The organism is Streptomyces sp. NBC_01471, from assembly GCF_041438865.1.
GTDB lineage: Bacteria > Actinomycetota > Actinomycetes > Streptomycetales > Streptomycetaceae > Streptomyces.
Genome location: NZ_CP109450.1, coordinates 4,572,061 through 4,590,936 on the forward strand (window position 1 = coordinate 4,572,061; position 18,876 = coordinate 4,590,936).

The 18,876-nt window shown below is 70.7% G+C and carries 21 protein-coding genes; 11 read left to right on the forward strand and 10 right to left on the reverse strand.

From position 1 onward, the window contains the following. The first annotated feature begins 65 nt into the window (after positions 1-65). From OG285_RS20415 to OG285_RS20435, 5 genes are all read left to right on the forward strand, one after another. Entirely contained in the window at positions 66-902 is an 837-nt protein-coding gene (locus tag OG285_RS20415; protein ID WP_371791796.1) for a Scr1 family TA system antitoxin-like transcriptional regulator, read from the forward strand. Further along, on the forward strand, positions 899-1,138 hold the full coding sequence (locus OG285_RS20420) for a DUF397 domain-containing protein (protein WP_356828130.1): 240 nt from the start codon (positions 899-901) through the stop codon (positions 1,136-1,138). Before OG285_RS20415 ends, OG285_RS20420 begins: the two co-directional genes overlap by 4 nt. Positions 1,139-1,385: 247 nt before the next feature. Beyond that, positions 1,386-2,678, forward strand: coding sequence for a sugar ABC transporter substrate-binding protein (locus OG285_RS20425; RefSeq protein ID WP_356828132.1), 1,293 nt, complete (start codon positions 1,386-1,388; stop codon positions 2,676-2,678). Next, positions 2,678-3,667, forward strand: a complete 990-nt coding sequence (locus OG285_RS20430) for a sugar ABC transporter permease (protein WP_356828134.1) — start codon at positions 2,678-2,680, stop codon at positions 3,665-3,667. Before OG285_RS20425 ends, OG285_RS20430 begins: the two co-directional genes overlap by 1 nt. After that, positions 3,660-4,526 carry a carbohydrate ABC transporter permease gene (locus tag OG285_RS20435; protein ID WP_356828136.1) on the forward strand — a complete coding sequence of 289 codons (867 nt, stop codon included), beginning with the start codon at positions 3,660-3,662 and terminating at the stop codon, positions 4,524-4,526. The genes OG285_RS20430 and OG285_RS20435 overlap by 8 nt, the downstream gene beginning before the upstream one ends. A 205-nt stretch (positions 4,527-4,731) precedes the next feature. On the opposite strand, the gene OG285_RS20440 is transcribed toward OG285_RS20435, so the two are convergent. From OG285_RS20440 to OG285_RS20450, 3 genes are all read right to left on the reverse strand, one after another. Continuing rightward, a complete protein-coding gene (locus OG285_RS20440; protein WP_371791797.1) occupies positions 4,732-4,863 on the reverse strand; it encodes a hypothetical protein in 132 nt (43 codons plus the stop codon). Between the two features lie 148 nt (positions 4,864-5,011). Further along, positions 5,012-5,599, reverse strand: coding sequence for an HTH domain-containing protein (locus OG285_RS20445; RefSeq protein WP_356828140.1), 588 nt, complete (start codon positions 5,597-5,599; stop codon positions 5,012-5,014). Positions 5,600-5,663: 64 nt separating this feature from the next. Continuing rightward, a complete protein-coding gene (locus OG285_RS20450) occupies positions 5,664-6,854 on the reverse strand; it encodes an acetyl-CoA acetyltransferase (RefSeq protein ID WP_356828142.1) in 1,191 nt (396 codons plus the stop codon). Between the two features lie 125 nt (positions 6,855-6,979). Here OG285_RS20450 and OG285_RS20455 point away from each other — a divergent pair, with 125 nt between their 5' ends. Both OG285_RS20455 and OG285_RS20460 read left to right on the forward strand, forming a co-directional pair. After that, positions 6,980-8,167 (forward strand): acyl-CoA dehydrogenase family protein, encoded by a 1,188-nt coding sequence (locus tag OG285_RS20455; protein ID WP_371791798.1) that lies wholly within the window; start codon positions 6,980-6,982, stop codon positions 8,165-8,167. Beyond that, entirely contained in the window at positions 8,167-8,685 is a 519-nt protein-coding gene (locus OG285_RS20460) for a nitroreductase/quinone reductase family protein (RefSeq protein WP_356828147.1), read from the forward strand. The genes OG285_RS20455 and OG285_RS20460 overlap by 1 nt, the downstream gene beginning before the upstream one ends. Before the next feature lie 169 nt (positions 8,686-8,854). Here the strand turns inward: OG285_RS20460 and OG285_RS20465 are convergent, their stop codons facing one another. Further along, complete coding sequence (locus OG285_RS20465) at positions 8,855-9,502, reverse strand: TetR family transcriptional regulator (protein ID WP_356828149.1); 648 nt, start codon at positions 9,500-9,502, stop codon at positions 8,855-8,857. A gap of 506 nt (positions 9,503-10,008) precedes the next feature. On the opposite strand from OG285_RS20465, the gene OG285_RS20470 reads away from it, so the two are divergent. After that, entirely contained in the window at positions 10,009-12,441 is a 2,433-nt protein-coding gene (locus OG285_RS20470; protein WP_371793574.1) for a PQQ-binding-like beta-propeller repeat protein, read from the forward strand. Positions 12,442-12,507: 66 nt separating this feature from the next. Here OG285_RS20470 and OG285_RS20475 read toward each other — a convergent pair whose 3' ends face one another. Then, on the reverse strand, positions 12,508-13,236 hold the full coding sequence (locus OG285_RS20475; RefSeq protein ID WP_371791799.1) for a hypothetical protein: 729 nt from the start codon (positions 13,234-13,236) through the stop codon (positions 12,508-12,510). A gap of 114 nt (positions 13,237-13,350) precedes the next feature. Between OG285_RS20475 and OG285_RS20480 the strand changes: the two genes are divergently transcribed. Beyond that, complete coding sequence (locus OG285_RS20480) at positions 13,351-13,866, forward strand: hypothetical protein (protein ID WP_371791800.1); 516 nt, start codon at positions 13,351-13,353, stop codon at positions 13,864-13,866. Between the two features lie 45 nt (positions 13,867-13,911). Here the strand turns inward: OG285_RS20480 and OG285_RS20485 are convergent, their stop codons facing one another. Genes OG285_RS20485 through OG285_RS20495 form a run of 3 tightly spaced genes read right to left on the reverse strand, consistent with a single transcriptional unit; the run spans position 13,912 to position 16,259 of the window. Next, positions 13,912-14,682, reverse strand: a complete 771-nt coding sequence (locus tag OG285_RS20485) for an enoyl-CoA hydratase/isomerase family protein (RefSeq protein WP_371791801.1) — start codon at positions 14,680-14,682, stop codon at positions 13,912-13,914. Then, positions 14,679-15,104 (reverse strand): OB-fold domain-containing protein, encoded by a 426-nt coding sequence (locus OG285_RS20490; protein ID WP_356828157.1) that lies wholly within the window; start codon positions 15,102-15,104, stop codon positions 14,679-14,681. Before OG285_RS20490 ends, OG285_RS20485 begins: the two co-directional genes overlap by 4 nt. A 6-nt stretch (positions 15,105-15,110) precedes the next feature. After that, complete coding sequence (locus OG285_RS20495) at positions 15,111-16,259, reverse strand: lipid-transfer protein (protein WP_356828338.1); 1,149 nt, start codon at positions 16,257-16,259, stop codon at positions 15,111-15,113. A 97-nt stretch (positions 16,260-16,356) separates the two neighbouring features. Here OG285_RS20495 and OG285_RS20500 point away from each other — a divergent pair, with 97 nt between their 5' ends. Continuing rightward, entirely contained in the window at positions 16,357-17,943 is a 1,587-nt protein-coding gene (locus tag OG285_RS20500) for a FadD3 family acyl-CoA ligase (RefSeq protein ID WP_371791802.1), read from the forward strand. A gap of 89 nt (positions 17,944-18,032) precedes the next feature. Beyond that, positions 18,033-18,305, forward strand: coding sequence for a hypothetical protein (locus tag OG285_RS20505; protein WP_371791803.1), 273 nt, complete (start codon positions 18,033-18,035; stop codon positions 18,303-18,305). An 85-nt stretch (positions 18,306-18,390) separates the two neighbouring features. Here OG285_RS20505 and OG285_RS20510 read toward each other — a convergent pair whose 3' ends face one another. Beyond that, positions 18,391-18,561 carry a hypothetical protein gene (locus tag OG285_RS20510; RefSeq protein WP_371791804.1) on the reverse strand — a complete coding sequence of 57 codons (171 nt, stop codon included), beginning with the start codon at positions 18,559-18,561 and terminating at the stop codon, positions 18,391-18,393. A 138-nt stretch (positions 18,562-18,699) separates the two neighbouring features. Further along, positions 18,700-18,855, reverse strand: coding sequence for a hypothetical protein (locus OG285_RS20515; protein ID WP_356828165.1), 156 nt, complete (start codon positions 18,853-18,855; stop codon positions 18,700-18,702). Positions 18,856-18,876 lie beyond the last annotated feature (21 nt).

Below are 18,876 nucleotides of genomic sequence, written 5' to 3' on the forward strand. Positions count from 1 at the left end.
ATTGCGTAGCGTGACCAGAGGAATGTGGTGCACATCGGGACGATGTGGAAAGGCGGGGTGATCTTGTGGCAGCCAACAAGTCGAGTGACGCGAACGCGGCGCAGCCGTCCCCGGCACGCAGGCATGTAGGGGACCTGATCAGGAACTTCCGTTCCCGGGCGGGCATGACGAGACAGGAGATGGGGGACCGGCTGCTCATCTCGGAGTCGCTGGCCGGGGCGTACGAACGGGGTGAGCGCATCCCGACGACGAGCTTCCTCACGGACTCCGACGGGGTGCTGGACGCGCGGGGCGCGCTCAAGTCCTGCATCCCGCTGATGGAGGACGAGAAGTACCCGCGCACGTTCGTGGGGTGGGTGCGGCTGGAGAAGATCGCGTCCAGTATCAGCGCGTACGAGAACATGTTCTTTCCCGGTCTGCTCCAGACCGAGGAGTACATCCAGGCGCTGTACGAGGAACGCGTCCCGCAGTTCTCCGAAGCGGAGATCGAGAAGCATGTCGAGGCCCGCCTGGAGCGGCAGGCGGTGCTGAGCCGGGACCCGCTGCCGATCGTGGCGTACGTCATCGAGGAGTCGGTGCTGCAACGGCCCATCGGCGGGAAGTCGGTGCTGCGCAACCAGATGCTGCACGTCCTGAAGTGCATGCAGACGATGAATCATCTGATGGTGCAGGTGATGCCGACGGCTAGAACTGCGCATGCGGGGTTGAACGGTCCGATCAAGTTGATCAGTACGCCGGACGGCCGCAATTGGGCCTACGAAGAGGGTCATAGCGGAGGTACGTTGATCTCGAATCCGCAGCAGGTCAACCAGCACATCGACCGCTTCGGAAAGCTGCGGGCGCAGGCGCTCACCCCCTGGGAGTCCGCAGAACTGATCGAGAGGATGGCAGATCGGCTATGAGCACCGAACTCACGTGGTTCAAGAGCAGCTACAGCAACAACGAGGGCGGTGACTGCCTCGAAGTCGCGTGCGACTGGCGCAAGTCGAGCTACAGCAACAACGAGGGTGGGGCCTGCGTCGAGGTGGCAGCCCACCCCCGCGCCGTCCACCTCCGTGACTCCAAGGTCCCGGACGGCCCGACCTTCGCGGTCGCCCCGGCCGCCTGGACGACCTTCGTGGAGCAGCTCCCGGTCTGACCCTCGTCACACGCGCATCGTGTAGGGCGCCGCCATCTTTGGCGGCGCCCTTCGGCGTGCTCGGGGCTGAATCCAATGGCCTCAGATGCGTAAAGATGATCGGAAGAGGCATTGACCCATCAACTTTGAACAAATAACGTCCAACCATCCGGTTGTGGAGAGGTGTCCCCCACGGGATGACCTCCGTCGACTTCATGGCCCCTCCCGCGCGGCGAGGCCGAAGCCCTATCCCCCAGGAAGGTTCCGCGTGCGCAGACGTTCCCTCCTCACGGCGGCCGCCGCCACGCTCGCGGCGGCCCCGCTCGCGACCGGCTGTAGTTCCAGCTCGTCATCGGCATCCTCGGGCGGCGGCTCCCGGCGTGGACGCATCACCTACGGCGTCTGGGACATCTACCAGATGCCCGCCATGAACCGGGCGGCCCGGGAGTTCGAGCGCACCCGGCCGGGGGTGAAAGTCGATGTACAACTCACCCCAAACGGGACGTACTGGACCAAACTGCGCACCGCGTGCACCGGTGGTTCGGCCCCCGACGTCTTCTGGATGAACGGGCCCAACTTCGGCCTCTACGCGGACGCCGGGCAGCTGCTCCCGCTGGAGACCAGCGGCTCCGACGCCATACTGCACCCGTCCGACTTCCCGTCCGACCTGGTCTCCCTCTACCGCTGGAAGGGCACCCAGTACGGCGCCCCGAAGGACTTCGACACGGTCGCGCTCTGGTTCAACAAGGAGATCTTCGACCGGGCCAAGGTCGACTATCCGGACTCCTCCTGGACCTGGCAGGACCTGATCTCCAACGCCCAGCGGCTCACCGACCGCAAGCGCGGGATCTACGGTGTCGGGGCCCCGGCCCGCGCGCAGGAGAACTACTACAACTCGATACCGCAGGCCGGCGGCTGGGTCATCTCCAAGGACAAGACGCGCTCCGGCTACTCGGACGAGCACACCCTGGAGGGCCTGCAACTGTGGATCGACCTGATCCACCGCTACCGTGCCGCGCCGTCGCTCCAGCAGATGACCGACACGGACCCCACCCAGATGTTCCAGTCCGGGACGCTGGCCATGACGTACGAGGCGTCGTACAACGCGGCGACGTTCTACGGCGACCCCGAGCTGCGGGCCAAGGTCGATGTCGCACCGATGCCCAAGGGCCGCCACCGCGCCACCGTCCTGCACGGCCTGGCCAACGTGATCTACGCCCGCACACCCCACGCCGAGCTGGCCCGGGAGTTCGTCCGGTTCCTCGGCACTGAGCAGGCATCGCTGCTCCAGGGCAAGTACGGCACGGCCATCCCGGCCCGTAACGGCACCGCGAAACCGTGGGCCGAAGGGATGCCGAAGTTCGACCTCCAGGTGCACCTGGACGCGCTCGACTACTCGGTGCCCTTCCCCAGCTCAGCCAACAGCGCCGCCTGGTCGCACAAGGAACAGATGTGGCTCTCCAGGGCGTGGAGCGGGGACGAGAGCCTCAAGGGCGCCACCCGCTCCCTGACCGACGCGATGAACCAGCTGCTCGCACAGGAGAGAAAGGGCCGGTCCTGATGAGCCTCGATGTGCGTGCGAAAACCGCCGTACCGGCGCAGCGCACCAGCCAGGACCGCTTGGACCAGCGGGAACTGCGCCGCCGCGAGCGCCGCTTCCAGCACCGGGACAAGTGGTGGGGTTACGCGCTGATCGCCCCGGCCGGTCTTGGCCTCGCGGTCTTCTACCTGTGGCCCGTGGTGCAGACGGTGTACTACAGCTTCACCGAGTGGGGCGCCTTCGGCGGGACCAGCTGGATCGGTCTGTCCAACTACCGCACCCTGGTGAGTGACCCCGAGTTCTGGCAGTCACTGGGCAACACCGGCATCTACACCGGCCTCGTGCTGCTGGGGATCCCGCTGTCGATGGTGCTGGCGGTGCTGCTCAACCTGAAGGGCCTGACCGGCACCGGGATCTACCGCACGTTCTACTTCCTGCCGGTGGTCACGATGCCCGCCGCGGTCGCGGTGGTCTGGCGCTGGCTCTACAACGGCGACGCCGGCATCCTCAACCACGCGCTGTCCTCGATCGGCATCAACGGCACCTACTGGGTGTCCGACCCGCACACCATCCGCTTCGCGGTCGCCGTCGTCGGTGTGTGGATGACCGTCGGCTACAACATGATCCTGCTGCTGGCCGGTCTCCAGAGCATCCCAGGCGACTACTACGAAGCGGCGTCGCTCGACGGCGCTGGACGCATCCGGCAGTTCTTCTCCGTCACCCTGCCGCTGCTGAGCCCCACGCTGTTCTTCACCACCGTGCTGTCGGTGATCCAGTCCCTTCAGGTCTTCGACCTGGTGTATCTGATCCTCGGCGCGAACACGACCGGCGCGCTTCAGAACCCGGCCTACAGCGAGGGCCAGACCGTCGTGATGCTCTTCTTCCAGAAGGCGTTCTTCGACAACCAGCGCGGATACGGCGCGGCGATCGTCTGTGTCCTGTTCGTCCTGATCATGGCGATGACCGCCATCCAGTTCCGGTTGCAGAAGAGGTGGGTCCACTATGCGTGAGGCGACACGGGGCACCCGGAGTTCCCGTGCCCAGAACAGAAGCCGTCAGGGCAGGCTGTGGCCCGCTCACGTCCTGCTCGCGCTGGGCGCGGTGGTCACCGTCTTTCCGCTGGTGTGGGAGGTGCTGACCTCCTTCAAGAGCTTCGGTGAGTCCGTACAGGTGCCGCCGACGATCCTGCCCGCGCACTGGGACTGGTCGAACTACGGGAAGGTCTTCGACGCGGTCCCGTTCGGGCGGCAGCTCGTGAACACGGCGGTGATGGCGCTGCTGCGGACCGGGGCCCAGCTGCTGCTGTGCTCGATGGCGGCGTACGCCTTCGCGCGGATCCGCTTCCCCGGGCGCGGGGCGATCTTCCTCGGATTCCTCGCCGTACTGATGGTGCCCGGACAGCTCTTCCTGCTGCCGCAGTACCAGATCATGCAGGACCTGGGCTGGCTGGACTCCATGCAGGCGCTGGTGATTCCCGGGATGTTCTCCGCCTTCGGCACGTTCCTGCTGCGGCAGTTCTTCATGGGGCTGCCCGAGGAACTGGAGGAGGCGGCGCGACTGGACGGCGCCAACCCCTTCACGGTCTTCTGGCGGGTGGCACTGCCGCTGGCCAAGCCCGGCCTGCTGGCGCTGGGCGTGCTCACGTTCCTGTGGTCCTGGAACGACCTGATGTGGCCCCTGATCGTGAACACGGACCCGGCCAAGATGCCCCTGTCGGCGGGGCTCGCGTCCCTCCAGGGCGCGCATCTGACGGAGTACCCGGTGCTGATGGCGGGGTCCCTGCTCGCGACGCTGCCGGTGATCGTGGTGTTCGTGGCGATGCAGCGGCAGTTCATCCAGGGGATCGCCTTCTCGGGGATGAAGGGCTGAGCGGGCGCGACTGCTACCGGGTGCGGGCGGCGTATGCGGGGGCTGAACGGGCCGCTCCGGCAGACAGGCCGCCCGGCCCGCGTTCCCGCCAGCCGGGTGCCCGCTCGGAGGGCCGTGTTACTCCCTCATCCATCAGTAGGGGCGCATCCGGTCGTAGGGGCGCAGGATCTTGCCCAGCGGCGGTTCGAACTGCGCCAGTGCCGCGTCACGAATCGCGGTGTCCGCCCCGGCTCGTGGCTCTGAGCCCCTGGTTCTCCAGGGCGGCGGCCAGCGCCTTGCGAGCGGCGTCGTAGATCAAGTTGGTACGCGCCCACGGCGTCGTTGGCTGCTGCCGCACGGGCTGTTTCGACGTGTCCCCTCGCCTGTGCGAGTAAGCGGTCCGCCTGCTCGCGACTGGCCGCGACCTTCTGCAGTTCGCCGTTCACCAGCATGGCATCGATGCTCGAACGCCCTTGTTCCCACCGCATACAGGCTCCTCCCCGGTATCACGTCTCGTGGAGAACGAGCGGAACCATGGGCTGGGCACGCACAGTCGCCAGGAAGGGACCAGCGTCCGTGCCATCCCAACTGCGGTGTGAAACACGGTGGATGTTGACCTCGCGGCCGAGCCGGGCCTCGGCGGCCCGCGCGGCGTCATCCAGCTCGTCCTCGTCGGCAGGGCCGATCACGAGGACATCGATGTCGCGCGGCACCTGCCCTGGCTCGCCCTCGTAGCGCGCGGCCCACGAGCCGTAGATGTATGCCCTGCCCACCCCGCCGACCTCCGACAGCAGTTCGCTCAGTACGGGCAGGGGGCCGAAGGTGGCAGCCATCAGATCCGTCAGCGGCCGGGAGACCACCGTGTCGGTGGCGGCCCGTACCAGCCGCATGTTGCCGTACCGGCGCTCGACGGTCAGCCCGGCTGCGCCCAGTCGGTCGGCCTCGCGGCTGATCGTGGCCACGGACACGTTCAGCTGGGCGGCCAGCTCGGAGAGGGAGTACTCCTGCTCGGGGTGGAGGTAGAGCATGGCGAGCAGTTCACCCTGTGTCCGTGAGCGCAACATCGGCAGGAGCAGTGGCGCCGGAGTTTGCATGACCTGAAGGGTAGCTTGCACCTTACGCAAGCGCCCGCCCCCGGACCGGACGACCATGCGGCGCTCACCCCCGCCCCAGCACCACCGTCCCCGAGGAGCAGAACCAGCCGCCCGTCCCCGACGCGACCGCCAGTTCCGGCAGCCGGCCGCCCGCCTTGTGGACCTGGCGGCCCTCGCCCGCCTCGCCCCGCAGCTGCCGGACCGCCTCGACCAGCAGGAACAGGCCGCGCATCCCGGGATGGCAGGCGGAGAGGCCGCCGCCGTCCGTGTTGACGGGGAAGTCGCCGTCGCGCAGCAGTCGGCCCTTCTCCACGAACGCGCCGCCCTCGCCCTTCGCGCAGAACCCCAGATCCTCCAGCGTCACCAGCGTCATGTAGGTGAAGGCGTCGTAGATCTCGGCGAGGTCGATCTCCGCCGGGCGGACCCCCGCCCGCTCGAAGGCCAGCCGGCCGCTGACCGCCGCCGGGGAGACCGTGAAGTCGTCCCACTCCGACATCGTGGTGTGCGAGACGTGCTCCCCGGCGCCCAGGACCCACACGGGCGCCTTCGCGCAGTCCGTGACGTACTCCTCGGCCACCAGCAGCACCGCGCAGCCGCCGTCGCTGCGGATGCAGCAGTGCAGCTTGGTGAACGGGTCCGCGATCATCGGTCCACCCAGCACCTCGTCCACCGTGATCGGATCGCGGTACAGGGCGTCCGGGTTGTGGGCCGCGTTCGCCCTCGCCTGGACCGCCACCGAGGCCAGCTGCTCAAGCGTCGTGCCGTACTCGTGCATGTGGCGGCGGGCGGCCATCGCGTACTTGGCGATCAGCGAGTGGCCGTACGGCACCTCGAACTGGAGGGGACCGCGCGCGCCGAAGGAGAGGTTCGACGTACGGCGCCGCGCCTTGATGTCGGCGCGGGCCGTGGAGCCGTACACCAGCAGCACCGCGTTGGCGTGGCCCGCGGCGATGGCGTCGGCCGCGTGGGCGGCCATGACCTCCCAGGTGGAGCCGCCGACGGAGGTGGAGTCGACCCAGCTGGGTTTCAGACCCAGGTACTCGGCGACCTCCACCGGGGCGAGGGTGCCCAGGCCCGCCGAGCCGAAGCCGTCGATCACCTCGCGGCCGAGGCCCGAGTCGGCGAGCGCGCGGCGCGCGGCCTGGGCGTGCAGGGCGTACGGGGTGGCGTCGTCGACCTTGCCGCAGTCCGACAGGGCGACACCGGCGACGGCGACCCGCCGCCGCGGCCGGGCAGATATGACGGAGGATGACATGTATCTGACGGTACATCAGATCGAGTGCGGGGCAATGGCGTCGGACGTCTCCCGTACCGCCTCTGGGCATCTGGATCGGCGCGCTCTACTATGACGCGCCGTCAGATCAGGAGAGGGGCCCGCCCATGGATGCCGCCTTCACCGCGGAGCAGGACGAGATCCGCCGCACCCTGCGCGAACTGCTGACCAAACGCTGCGGCCCGGACGGGGTCAGAGCCGCAGCGGCCACCCCGGCCGGGTACGACCAGGAGCTCTGGCGCACCCTCGCCGAGCAGCTCGGGCTGCCCGGCCTCGCGATCCCCGCGGAGTACGGGGGCGTGGGATGCGGCACCGCCGAGCTGGTGCTCGCCTGCGAGGAGACGGGGCGGGCACTGCTGCCGTCCCCGCTGTTCGCGACGGCCGCGCTGGCCGCGCCGCTGATCACCGCGCTCGGCACCGAGGCCCAGCGCGCGGAACTGCTCCCGGCCGTCGCCCGCGGCGAGCTGACCGCCACCCTGGCGGCGCCCCTCGGGCCCGCGCTCGGCCTGCTCGGCGACAACGCGGGCGACTGGGCGGGCGGCGGCCGGGCCGGCGGCGTCCAGGCGCGGCCCACCGCAGAGGGGTGGCGGCTGTACGGGCAGGCCGACCAGGTGCTCGACGGCCACAGCGCCGGGGTGCTGCTGGTCGCCGCGCACACCGGGGGGTTCGCCCGGAGCCGCACGCTGCTCTTCCTGGTACGGGCCGACGCCGCCGGGATGTCCCGGGTGCGGCAGACCGCGCTGGACGCGACCCGGCCGCAGGCCCGTATCGAACTGCGCGACACCGCGGCCGAGTTGCTCGGCGATGCGGATGACGACGGGGGAGATGCCGCGTCCGGTGTGCCGGGCGCGCTGGCCCGTACCGGGTGCGCGGCGGCCGCCGTACTGGCCGCTGAGGCGGTCGGTGCGGCGGACCGGGCGCTGGAGCGGACGGTCGAACACGTCAGGCAGCGTGAGCAGTTCGGGCGCCCCATCGGCTCGTTCCAGGCCGTGAAGCACCGGCTGGCCGGGCTCTATGTGCAGGTGCAGGCGGCCAGGTCCGCCGCCTATTACGCGGCGTGGGACCCGGCGGCGGGCGGGCTCGCGCTGGCGCAGGGCCTGGAAGCGCTGCGGGGCGCGGCGTCCGAGGCGGTCCAGCTGCACGGCGGGATCGGCTTCACCTGGGAGCACGACATCCAGCTGTACTTCAAGCGGGCGGCGTCGGACGAGCTGCTGTTCGGGCCGGTGCACGGACTGCGCGCGCACGCGGCGGAGCGCGCGGGGCTCTTCACCGGCCCAGCGGCGGTCGCGGTCTGATGCTGCCGGGAACCCGACTGGTGCAGAGGGTCTCGTCCACCCGTGCGTTCGCCAGGATCGCGCCGCACGTCGTACCGGCGATGGACCGTACGGTGCACCGGCTGACCCGGGGAAAGGTGCTGCTCAGCGCCCGGATGCTGCCCGGGGTGATCCTCACGGCGACGGGTGCGAGAAGCGGTCTGCCGCGGGTTACGCCATTGGCGTGCATGCCGGAGGAGCGGGAGGCGGGGGACGGCGGGGCGCCGGGGCGGGAGCAGGAGCCGTGGCCGCGTACCTGGATTCTCGTCGGATCGAACTTCGGGCGGCCCGGCCATCCCGCGTGGACGGCCAACCTGCTGGCGCACCCGGACGCCGAGGTGAACTGGAGGGGGCGGGACATCCAGGTCAGGGCGCGGCTCCTGGAGGGTGCGGAGCGGGCGGGAGTGTGGACCACGGCGCTGGCGTTCTGGCCGCCGTACGCCGCGTACCAGGCACGGGTGGACCGGGAGATCCGGCTGTTCCGGCTGGAGCGCCGCTGAGGCGTGGCGCTGTGCGGTCTGCGGTGCGGTGCGGTGTGCTGAGTGGTGCGTGGTGCTGTGTCCTGCGCCGACTGCGTGCCCCGTGCTGCGGGTACGCGGACGGCGGACCACCCACCTCGGTGGTCCGCCGTCTGCGCGACAGGACGAAGGACGTGGTGGCGCCCCGCGGTTACTTTGTCGGCTTCTTGCCCGTGATGCCCAGGTGGACCAGGAGGGCGAGGTTCGGGCGGAGTTCGGCCTGTTTGACGCCCCAGGTCTGGAACCCCTTCTGGTGCGCGGCCACGGCGGCCAGCATGGCGACGAGGGAGCCGGCCATGGCCGCGGGGCTGACGTCCTTGTCGACCCTGCCCTTGGCCTGGAGCTCCTTGACCGATTCGGTCAGGGAGTTGGTGACGGAGTTCAGGATCTTCATGCGGATCTTGTAGAACCGCTTGTCGCCCTCCGCCGCGCCGAGGTCGACGACGCGGAGGATCGCGTCGTGGCGGCGCCAGAAGTCGAGGAATCCCTCGACGAGTTCTTCGGCCGTCTGCCAGCCGGCCTTTCCGCTCCAGGAGCGTCCGGAGACCAACTCGGTCAGCCCCGCACCCTCCTTGGCCATTTCCTCGGCGATTTCGAGGACCGCGCCCTCGACGTCGGGGAAGTACTGGTAGAAGGTCGCGGGCGAAGTCCCCGCCTTCCGGGCCACGTCGATGACCTTGACGTCCCGGTACGGCGAGGAGCTGAGCATCTCGCTGAGGCAGTCGAGCAGCTTCTGCCGCGTCGCCTGACCTCGTCGGCCGGCCACGCGGCCGTCGACGGTGCGTACTTGTCCTGTCATGCCGTCAGCTTACCGAGGGGTGATCGGAGCGCGATTCGGCCGACTGCAAATGGGGTCCGGGCTGGTCATGGGGCGGCTCGCCGAGGGGAACAGGATTGATATTGTTATCAACAGGCTGTGGATAACTTCCGTGGACAACTCCCGTAAACAATTTCGGGCTGTGACGGGCATCACTCCTGGGCGGGCTTCACCGTACAAGAGCGGCCGAGGGCGGCCAAGAGGGGCCGAGAGGGGCCGAGTGCGGCCGGTCCGGCCCGCAGGGGGCTGTGGCGGCTCCTGCCACCTGCCGCGCCTCCTGTCACAGGCCCTGCCGCGCTCCTGTGCGGGCGCCATGTCCGTATCGCGGTGAGACACCCCGATCCGCCCCCGGTTTCGCAACGAGCACGTCAGCCAGGAACAATCGGGGTGCGCACCACCGGGTGGTGCCCAGTGGTGAGACGCTGAACTCAGCTGTATTTCGCGGTCCCCCTTCCCCGGGGCCCGTACGGGGAGGTGGGAGGCGCGTGGTGGAGCAGCTGACGCAGCACGATCCGAGGCGGATCGGCCCGTTCGAGGTGCTCGGGCGGCTCGGGGCCGGCGGTATGGGGCTTGTGTATCTGGCGCGCTCGGCCTCGGGCAGGCGCGTGGCGATCAAGACCGTACGGACCGAGCTCGCCGAGGACCAGCTGTTCCGTGTCCGCTTCTCCCGCGAGGTGGAGGCCGCCCGGGCCGTCAGCGGTTTCTACACGGCCGCCGTGGTCGACGCCGACGCCCGTGCCGCCGTGCCGTGGCTGGCCACCGCGTACGTCCCCGCGCCCTCCCTCGAAGAAATAGTGAATGAGTGCGGGCCGATGCCGGCCCAGGCGGTGCGCTGGCTGGCCGCCGGTATCGCCGAGGCCCTGCAGTCGATCCACGGCGCCGGTCTCGTCCACCGGGATCTCAAGCCGTCCAATGTGCTGGTGGTGGAGGACGGGCCGCGCGTCATCGACTTCGGGATCGCGTCCGGCGTCTCCAACACCCGGCTGACCATGACGAACGTCGCGGTGGGCACCCCCGCGTACATGTCACCCGAACAGGCCAAGGACTCCCGCAACGTGAAGGGCGCGAGCGATGTCTTCTCGCTCGGGTCGACGCTGGTGTTCGCGGCGACCGGCCATGCGCCGTTCCACGGTGCGAACCCGGTCGAGACGGTCTTCATGCTGCTGCGCGAGGGTCCCAATCTGACGGGCCTGCCCGACGAGCTGCGGCCGCTGATCGAGGCGTGCATGCAGCAGGAGTTCACCCAGCGGCCCAGTCCGGAGGACCTCCAGGCCCAGCTGGCACCGCATCTCTTCGCGTCGGGCGGCGACGACAGCGGTACCGCGTCCGCCTGGCTGCCCGCCCGGGCCACCGCGATGATCGAGACCCGGCGCGGCGGCCGTCCGCCCGCGGTGCCGAGGCCGGCGAACCCCTCGCTGCCGCCGAGACCGGCGTACGAGCCGCCGCAGCCGCCGCCCCAGCCGCAGCCCCGTCACCAGCAGCCGCAGCAGGCTCCCGCTCAGCAACAGCAGGCACAGCCCCATCCCCAGCCGCAGCAGCATCAGCAGTCGCAGCAGCAACACCAGCCGCAGCAGCACCAGCAGTCGCAGACCGGATGGCGGGACGGGGCCGTACGGCTGCCCGGCGCCCAGGTGCCGATCGGTCCCGGGCCGCGCGTCGCGGAGGCCCGCGCCCACCCCGCCGAGACCGCCGGACCCGCGACCGGGTGGGTGCGCCCCCCGGGGCAGCACGGCGCGGAGGCTGCGCACCAGGCGGCCGCGCCACCCGCGCCCCGGGTGCCCGAGGAGGCCGTCCGCTGGCGGCCCTGGCGTTTCCGTATGTCGAACGACGTCTGGGGTACCCCGGCCGTCGACGGCGATCTGCTGTACGTCACCTCCTTCGAGGTGCACGCCCTCGATGTGGGCAGCGGGCGGCGCCAGTTCAAGACCAGGGACGTGGCGTGGGCGATGGCCGTCTCGGGCGGCCGGATCCACGCGTCCGACGGACCGACGCTGTACGCACTCGACGGCACGGACGGCACCGACCGCTGGCGGCTGTCGACCGAGGCGTGGGTCTACTCGCTCCAGGCCGAGCACGGCACCGTCCTCACCGGCACGCGGGGCGGCGGCGTCCAGGCGTGGGAGGCGTCCAACGGCGAGAAGCTGTGGGAGCTGAGCGGGGCCCAGACGGACTTCGAGACCCCGGAGTCCGGGCCCGCGCTCCACGGGGACACGGTGTACGTCTGGAAGGACGCCCGCCTCTTCGCGCTCGACGCCCGTACCGGCGCCGAGCGCTGGTCGTACCCGGTGGGCGACGCTGCCGCGTGCGGGGGCGTGCCCGTCCGGGTGACGTCCGCCGACGACGGCTGTGTGTACATCGCGGCCGGGACCCGCGTCCTGTCCATCGACCGCACGTCCGGCCGGGTCCACTGGCACTTCGAGGCCCCCGCGGTCTTCCTCTCCGCCCCGGCCTTCGCCCCCGGCCCCGCGGTGGCCGGGGGCGGTGTCTACCTGGCCGACTACCTCGGCACCGTGTACGCCATCGACTCCACGACCGGCAACGACCGCTGGCGCATCGCCACCGAGTCCCGCCAGTCCCTCCACCCGCTCCTTGTCGCACAGGGCAACGTCCACGTGGGCAGCGGAAGCGCGCTCTACACGCTGGACGCGGTGACCGGCACCCCCAAGTGGCGGTTCGCGGCGGGCGGCGAGGTGGTCGGGGCGCCGGTGGTGGCGGACGGCCGGATCCACTTCGGCTCGGCGGACCACTGCCTGTACACGCTGGACGCGGTCGGCGGCCAGCTCCGCTGGAAGCTGGCCACGGGCGGCGAGATCACCGGATCCCCGGTGGTGCGCTCAGGGGTCGTCTACGCGTGCAGCAAGGACCGCTGCGTCTACGCCCTGGACGCCGTCAAGGGCACGGGCACGGGCCGGTCGAGCTGAGGATCCCGCTCCTCCCGGAGAACTCGATCCCGTCCGGGGTCTGAGGGGCGGAGCACCCGAACGCGGTCACTCACCGGGCGGACGCGCCCGCGTGGCCCCACCACCCGGCTCGCCCCGCTCACCCGGCTCCTCAGGGGCCGTCAGCTCCGCCGGCAGATCGGCCGAACTGAACGACAGCGTGTCGTGCTCGTCCCCCGGTTCGTACGGCCGGGCCACCGCAGGAGGAGTCGCGTCGGGCTCGTACCCGGGCGCCGGACCGGCGGCCCCGTACGGCGGGGCGGGCGCGTAAGGCGGCGCGGGCTCGTACGGCGACGCGGGCTCGTACGCTGTCGCGCCCCCCGGTCCGGGCTCGGGCTCGGTCCGAGGCGCGACCGCATGCGCCCGCCGTCCCCTCATCAGGCCCGCGCCCAGCAGCATCAGCACCCCGCCGATCAGCGCGTCCCCGACGCCCAGCCCCAGCCCCCTGCCGTTGGAGCTGATCGCCAGGGTGTGCGCCGCGATACCGACGCGGACCATCCACAGCACGGTGAAGCCGATGGTGATCAGGCCCGCCAGCGTCACCAGCATGCGGGAGCGCAGCAGAATGCCGATCAGGGTGAGAAGCGCCGCGAAGGCGAACGGGATCAGGATGGAGCCGCCCGCGTCGGGCTTGGTCGCCGTGATGCCGTTGAACAGGTCCTGGATGCGGTACTCGCTGCCGTGGCGGCCGTCGTACCAGTTACGGAAGGGGCTGTATACGGCGGCCGCTGCCCCGACGAGAGCGACGAGGGAGCCAAGGACATTGCGGAAAATCATCGGTCTCCTCCGACGGATCTCGTCTTCGACGCTACGCCGGGGGTCCTGACCCCGCCACCACAGCGCGGCGCGTCCTGTTACGGTGTCGGCCGAAACGGGGGAGATGACATGATCATGCGACGTTTGAGGTTCGGTGCCGTCCTGGTGGGGGTGGTCCTCGCTCTGACGGGCTTCTCGCGCCACGGCAGCCACGGGCACAGCCACAGCTCCGGCGGCGGCTGCTCCAGCAGCCAGAGCCACAGCAGTTCCACCACGCACCACCACTACAACGACAACACCTACGGGTCGTCGACCGGTTCCACGAGCGGCTCCACGACGGGTTCCACGAGCGGTTCGAGCAGCAGCACGGCCGCACCCGCGCCGTCGGCCACCGGCACCGTGGTGACCTGCGCGAAGAAGGGCGCGACCGCTGCCACCGTACGGGTGTCGGCCAGGGCGGCGAGCGGCAGCCACAGCTACCGGGTCACCATGAGCTTCCTCGACGCGGGCGGTTCCGCCGTCGACACGGGCACCGCGGCCGTCCAGGTGTACGGCAACTCCAGCGCGACGGTGAAGGTGCCCATGTCGGTCCCCTCCGAGGCCGGTTCGGTCGCGAGGTGCCGGGTGGACTCGGTGCTGTCCCAGTACTGACCCGCTGCACCGGCACTGACCCGCTGTACCGGCCCGCCTTACCGGCTACCGCACCCGGAACTCACCCTTCCTGGCGCCGAACAGCGCCGACTGCCGGTCCGGCGGCAGATTGCCGAGCGCCACCAGATGGGGGGCCTGCGCCAGCGCCTGGGCGCGGGCCCCCTCTTTCGCGGCCCACACCGCCCGTACCGTCCCCTGCACCGCCTCCGTCGGATACGAGGCGATCGTCCCGGCGCAGCCGACCGCCGCGGCCAGCTCGTCGCCGGGCGCCGTCACCTCGCTGACCAGCCCGGTCTCGTACGCCCGCCGTGCCGAGATCCGCTCGGCCGCCCCCATCAGCGCCATCCGGGCGACCTCGCCGAAAGGCATCCGCTGGGCGAGGTAGATGGTCTCGTAGGCGCTGACCATGCCGTACGACGTGTGCGGGTCGAAGAAGGTCGCGTCCTCGGCCGCGATCACGAACTCCGCCTCGCCCAGCAGATAGAACGCACCGCCGCAGGCCATCCCGCGCACCGCGGCGATCACCGGCTTCCAGAGATCGTTGGCCTTCGGGCCGATCGCGATCAACGGGTCGTCGAGGGAGTACGGGGACGGCGGCTGCGGCACCTCGGCCGAGCGGTCCATGCCGGTGCAGAAGGCCCGCGTCCCGGCGCCGGTGACGACGACTGCCCGTACCGAGGTGTCGAAGCGGAACTCCCGCCAGACAGATGCCAGTTCACCGGCAGTGGCCAGATCGACGGCGTTGAGCCGGTCGGGCCGGTCGAGGGTGACGACCGCGACGCCCGTCTCCCGGTCCCGCTCCACACGCAGGCTCATGGCCGCTCCAGGAGCCAGCGCGGCAGGGTCGTCCCGTCGGCCTCGGCGAAGGTGACCTGCACCCGGGCGCCGATGCGCAGCCGCTGCGGGTCCACCGAGTTCAGCGGCGCGTCGGGCCCGGCGACCACATTGCCGACGAGCCGGATGTGCGGGGCGTCGGCCAGCTCCACCACGACCGCGTTGTACGGGGCCTGGGCCGCGTAGTCGGGCAGCAGCGGCGGGTGCGGGAGGACGTACGACCAGATGCGGCCGCGCCCGGACATCCGCCGCCACTCGCTGTCGAAGGACTGGCACCGCGGGCAGCAGGGGCGGGGCGGGAAGCGCAGCGTGGAGCACTCCGCGCAGGACTGGACGCGCAGTTCGTGCCGGGCGGTGTACTCCCAGAAGGGCGCGCCGTCCTCGTCGGTGACTGGCTGGAGCATGGGGACTCAACTCCTCAGCAGGATCGCGGATGTGGGGACGCACTCGCCCGCCGTGACCAGGCAGGTACCGGCGTCGGGAACCTGGGCGGTGGAGCTGCCGCGCAGCTGCTTCACGCCTTCGGTGATGAGGTTGAAGCCGTGCACGTACCCTTCGCTGAGCCCGCCGCCGCCGGTGTTGACCGGCAGCCTGCCGCCGATCTCCAGGGCGCCGCCCTCGGTGAACCCGGCGCCCTCGCCGCGTCCGCAGAAGCCGTATCCCTCCAGGGAGAGCGGGACGAGCGGGGTGAAGGCGTCGTAGATCTGCGCCACGTCGACGTCGTCCGGGCCGAAGTCCGCGTGCTTCCACAGGTGCCGGGCCGCGGTCCAGGAGGGTCCGGTCAGCGGGTCGTCGTTCCAGTAGTTGACCATGCCGTGGTGCTGGGCGGGCAGGCCCTGGGCCGCCGCGTGGACGTACACGGGCTTCTGCCGGCAGTCGCGGGCGCGGTCGGCGGAGACGATGACGCAGGCCAGCGCGCCGTCCGTCTCCAGACAGTTGTCGAAGAGGCAGAGCGGTTCGCTGATCCACCGCGAGGTCATATACATGTCGCGGGTCAGCGGGCGGTCGTACATGATCGCGGCCGGGTTCTGGTTGGCGCGGTTGCGGCAGGCCAGCGCGACGTTGAAGAGGTGGTCGCGGGTGGCGCCGTACTCGTGCATGTACCGGCGGGCCAGCATGCCGATCTCGTCGGCGGGCCGCAGCAGGCCGAAGGGGCGGGTCCACTGGGCGGGGGTCGGCAGCTGGACCGCCGTGTTCTTCCAGGGGCGCGGGCCGCTGCCGCGTTTGCGCGAGCGCCAGGCGACCCCGACGTTCGCCTGTCCGGTCGCGACGGCCGCAGCGAGGTGCGCGACGGTCGCGCAGGAACCGCCGCCGCCGTAGCCGATCTTCGAGAAGAAGGTGACGTCGCCCGCCCCCACCGCCTTGGCGACCTCGACCTCGTCGGTCTCCTCCATCGTGTACGAGGAGAACGCGTCCACCTCGGAGGGTGCGATCCCGGCGTCGTCCAGGGCGGCGAGAATCGCCCGGCAGGCCAACGCCTTCTCGGATTCCGGGAGTTGCTTGGCGAACGCGGTCTGGCCTATCCCGACTATCGCCGTTGCGTCTTTGAGCGTCGCCACTGCCATCGCCACCTCCGGGGACGTCATGACTGCTGACAGCGGGGAAGGCTACAGCTAATCTGACGGATAGTCAGCTACTGGTCGCGGGAGGCATACGATGCGCGGGGACGTGGAGTGGGGCAGTATTCCGGCGCTGGTGCGGTCCGCTGCCGAACGGTACGGCGAGCGGGAGGCGGTCGTCGACGGCCGTACCCGGATCTCCTACACGGAGTTGGGCGAGCGGATCGAGCGGGCGGCCGCCGCCTGCATCGCGTCCGGGGTGAACGCCGGCGACCGGGTCGCCGTCTGGGCGCCCAACACCGTCGACTGGATCGTCTCCGCGCTGGGCGCGGTGACGGCGGGCGCGGTCCTGGTCCCGCTGAACACCCGCTTCAAGGGCGCGGAGGCGGCGTACGTACTGGAGCGCAGCCGGGCCACGCTGCTCTTCGTGACCGGCACCTTCCTCGGCACCTCGTACGTGGCGTCGCTGCGGCGCGCGGCCGGCCGGGGGAGCGGTTCCGGCCCGCTGCCCGCGCTGCCGGAGCTGGAGCAGGTGGTCGTGCTGTCGGAGGACGCCCCGGAGTCCTTCCGCACCTGGAAGGACTTCCTGGCGGCCGGCGAGCACGTCTCCGGCGCCGCCGTACGGGCCCGCGCGGACGCCGTCGACTCCTCGGCGCCTTCGGACATCATCTTCACCTCGGGCACCACGGGCCGCCCCAAGGGCGCGGTCATCACCCATGCGCAGACCCTGCGCTGCTACGGCATCTGGTGCGAGCTGGCCGGGCTGCGCGAGGGCGACCGCTACCTCATCGTGAACCCGTTCTTCCACACCTTCGGCTACAAGGCGGGCATCATCGCCTGTCTGATGCGGGGCGCGACGATGGTGCCGCAGCCGGTCTTCAACATCGACACCGTCCTCGCCAACGTCACCGCCGAACGCATCTCGGTGCTGCCGGGCCCGCCCACCCTCCACCAGTCCCTGCTCGACCACCCGGCCCGTGACCAGCACGACCTGAGCGCGCTGCGGCTGGTGGTGACGGGCGCCGCGGTCGTCCCGCTCCAGCTGGTCGAGCGGCTGCGCTCGGAGCTGCGCATCGCGACGGTGATCACGGCGTACGGCCTCTCGGAGGCGAGCGGCATCGTCACGATGTGCCGCGAGGGCGACAGCACGGAGGTCATCGCCACGACATCGGGCCGCGCGATCCCCGACACCGAGGTACGGGTGGCGGCGCCACCCGGCGAGCCGGGGGAGGTGCTGGTGCGCGGCTTCAACGTCATGCGGGAGTACTTCGAGGCCCCGGAGGCGACGGCGGAGGCGTTCACCCCGGACGGCTGGCTGCGCACCGGCGACGTGGGCGTCCTGGACACGGGGGGCCATCTGCGGATCACCGACCGGATCAAGGACATGTTCATCGTCGGCGGCTTCAACGCGTACCCGGCGGAGATAGAGCAACTGCTCGGCCTGCACCCGGACGTCGCGGACGTGGCGGTCGTCGGCGTACCGGACGGCCGCCTGGGCGAGGTCGGCAAGGCGTACGCGGTCCGGCGCCCGGGGGCGACGCTGACGGCGGACGACCTGATCGCGTGGTCACGCCGCGAGATGGCCAACTACAAGGTCCCGCGCGAGGTGGACTTCGTACCGGAACTGCCGCGGAACGCGAGCGGAAAGGTGCTGAAGGGCGAGCTGCGGGGGCGGGGGCGGTAGCGGGCCGATCGAGGTGTGGGCCCGGCCGGACGATGGCGGCCCGCATCACGGAGGCGCACCGGTCGGGAACTCGTGTGGTGACCAGTTCCATGACGCTGATCGAGGCCTGCCACGGCCAGGTGCGGCGAGCTGCCTGGGGCTGGGCGATGTCGCGGGTGGTCGTGGAGCCGGTCACGCGGGACGTGGCGAAGGAGGCGGTCGAGCTGCTCGAAGTGACGGGGCTGCATGGGCGCAAGTACGCCATTGACGCGGCACTCGCGGTGATCGCGGGGCGACAGCCGGGCCATGTCGCGGTGTTCACCTCGGACGAGGACGACATGAAGAGGCTCTGCGGGCCGCGGGTGCTGGTGCGGGCCGCCTGACGCCGTGGGACGAGGCATCAGGTGCCGGCCCCACGGCGGACGGGTCCGTCACCGCGCTGCTGTCACCCGGCGCGGTGCCGGGGTACTACAGCGGGGCCGAGGTGACGTGGCCGTTGTCCGGGCTCACGGCGGCGGCGGTGTGGACGGTGCCCGGGGCGTCCGTCACATGGCCGTTCGCCAGGGCCGGCGCGGCGGAGGCCGCCGCCGCGGCTATCACCAGGGCGGCAGTGGCGACCAGCTTCTTCGTCAGTGTCATGGCAGCTCTTTCGTTACGGGTGGGTCGGTTCGGTCGGATGGGTGCGGACATGCGGCAGAGGCCGTGGTGGCACCCCCTCCGGGCCACCACGGCCACTGTTCCCCCGGTTCCCCCGTGCCCCGTCGTGAAGGTCTCAGATCACGCGGGCTTGTCGGTCACGTGTGCGTTGGCGGGCTTCACCGCGGTCGGCTTGTCGGTGACGTGTGCGTTGGCGGGCTTCGCGACGGTGGGCTTCTCCGTGACGTGAGCGTTGTCCGGGTCGACGGTGGTGTCGTTCTTCGGATCTGCGGCCATGGTGTCAACTCCCCTGTTCAT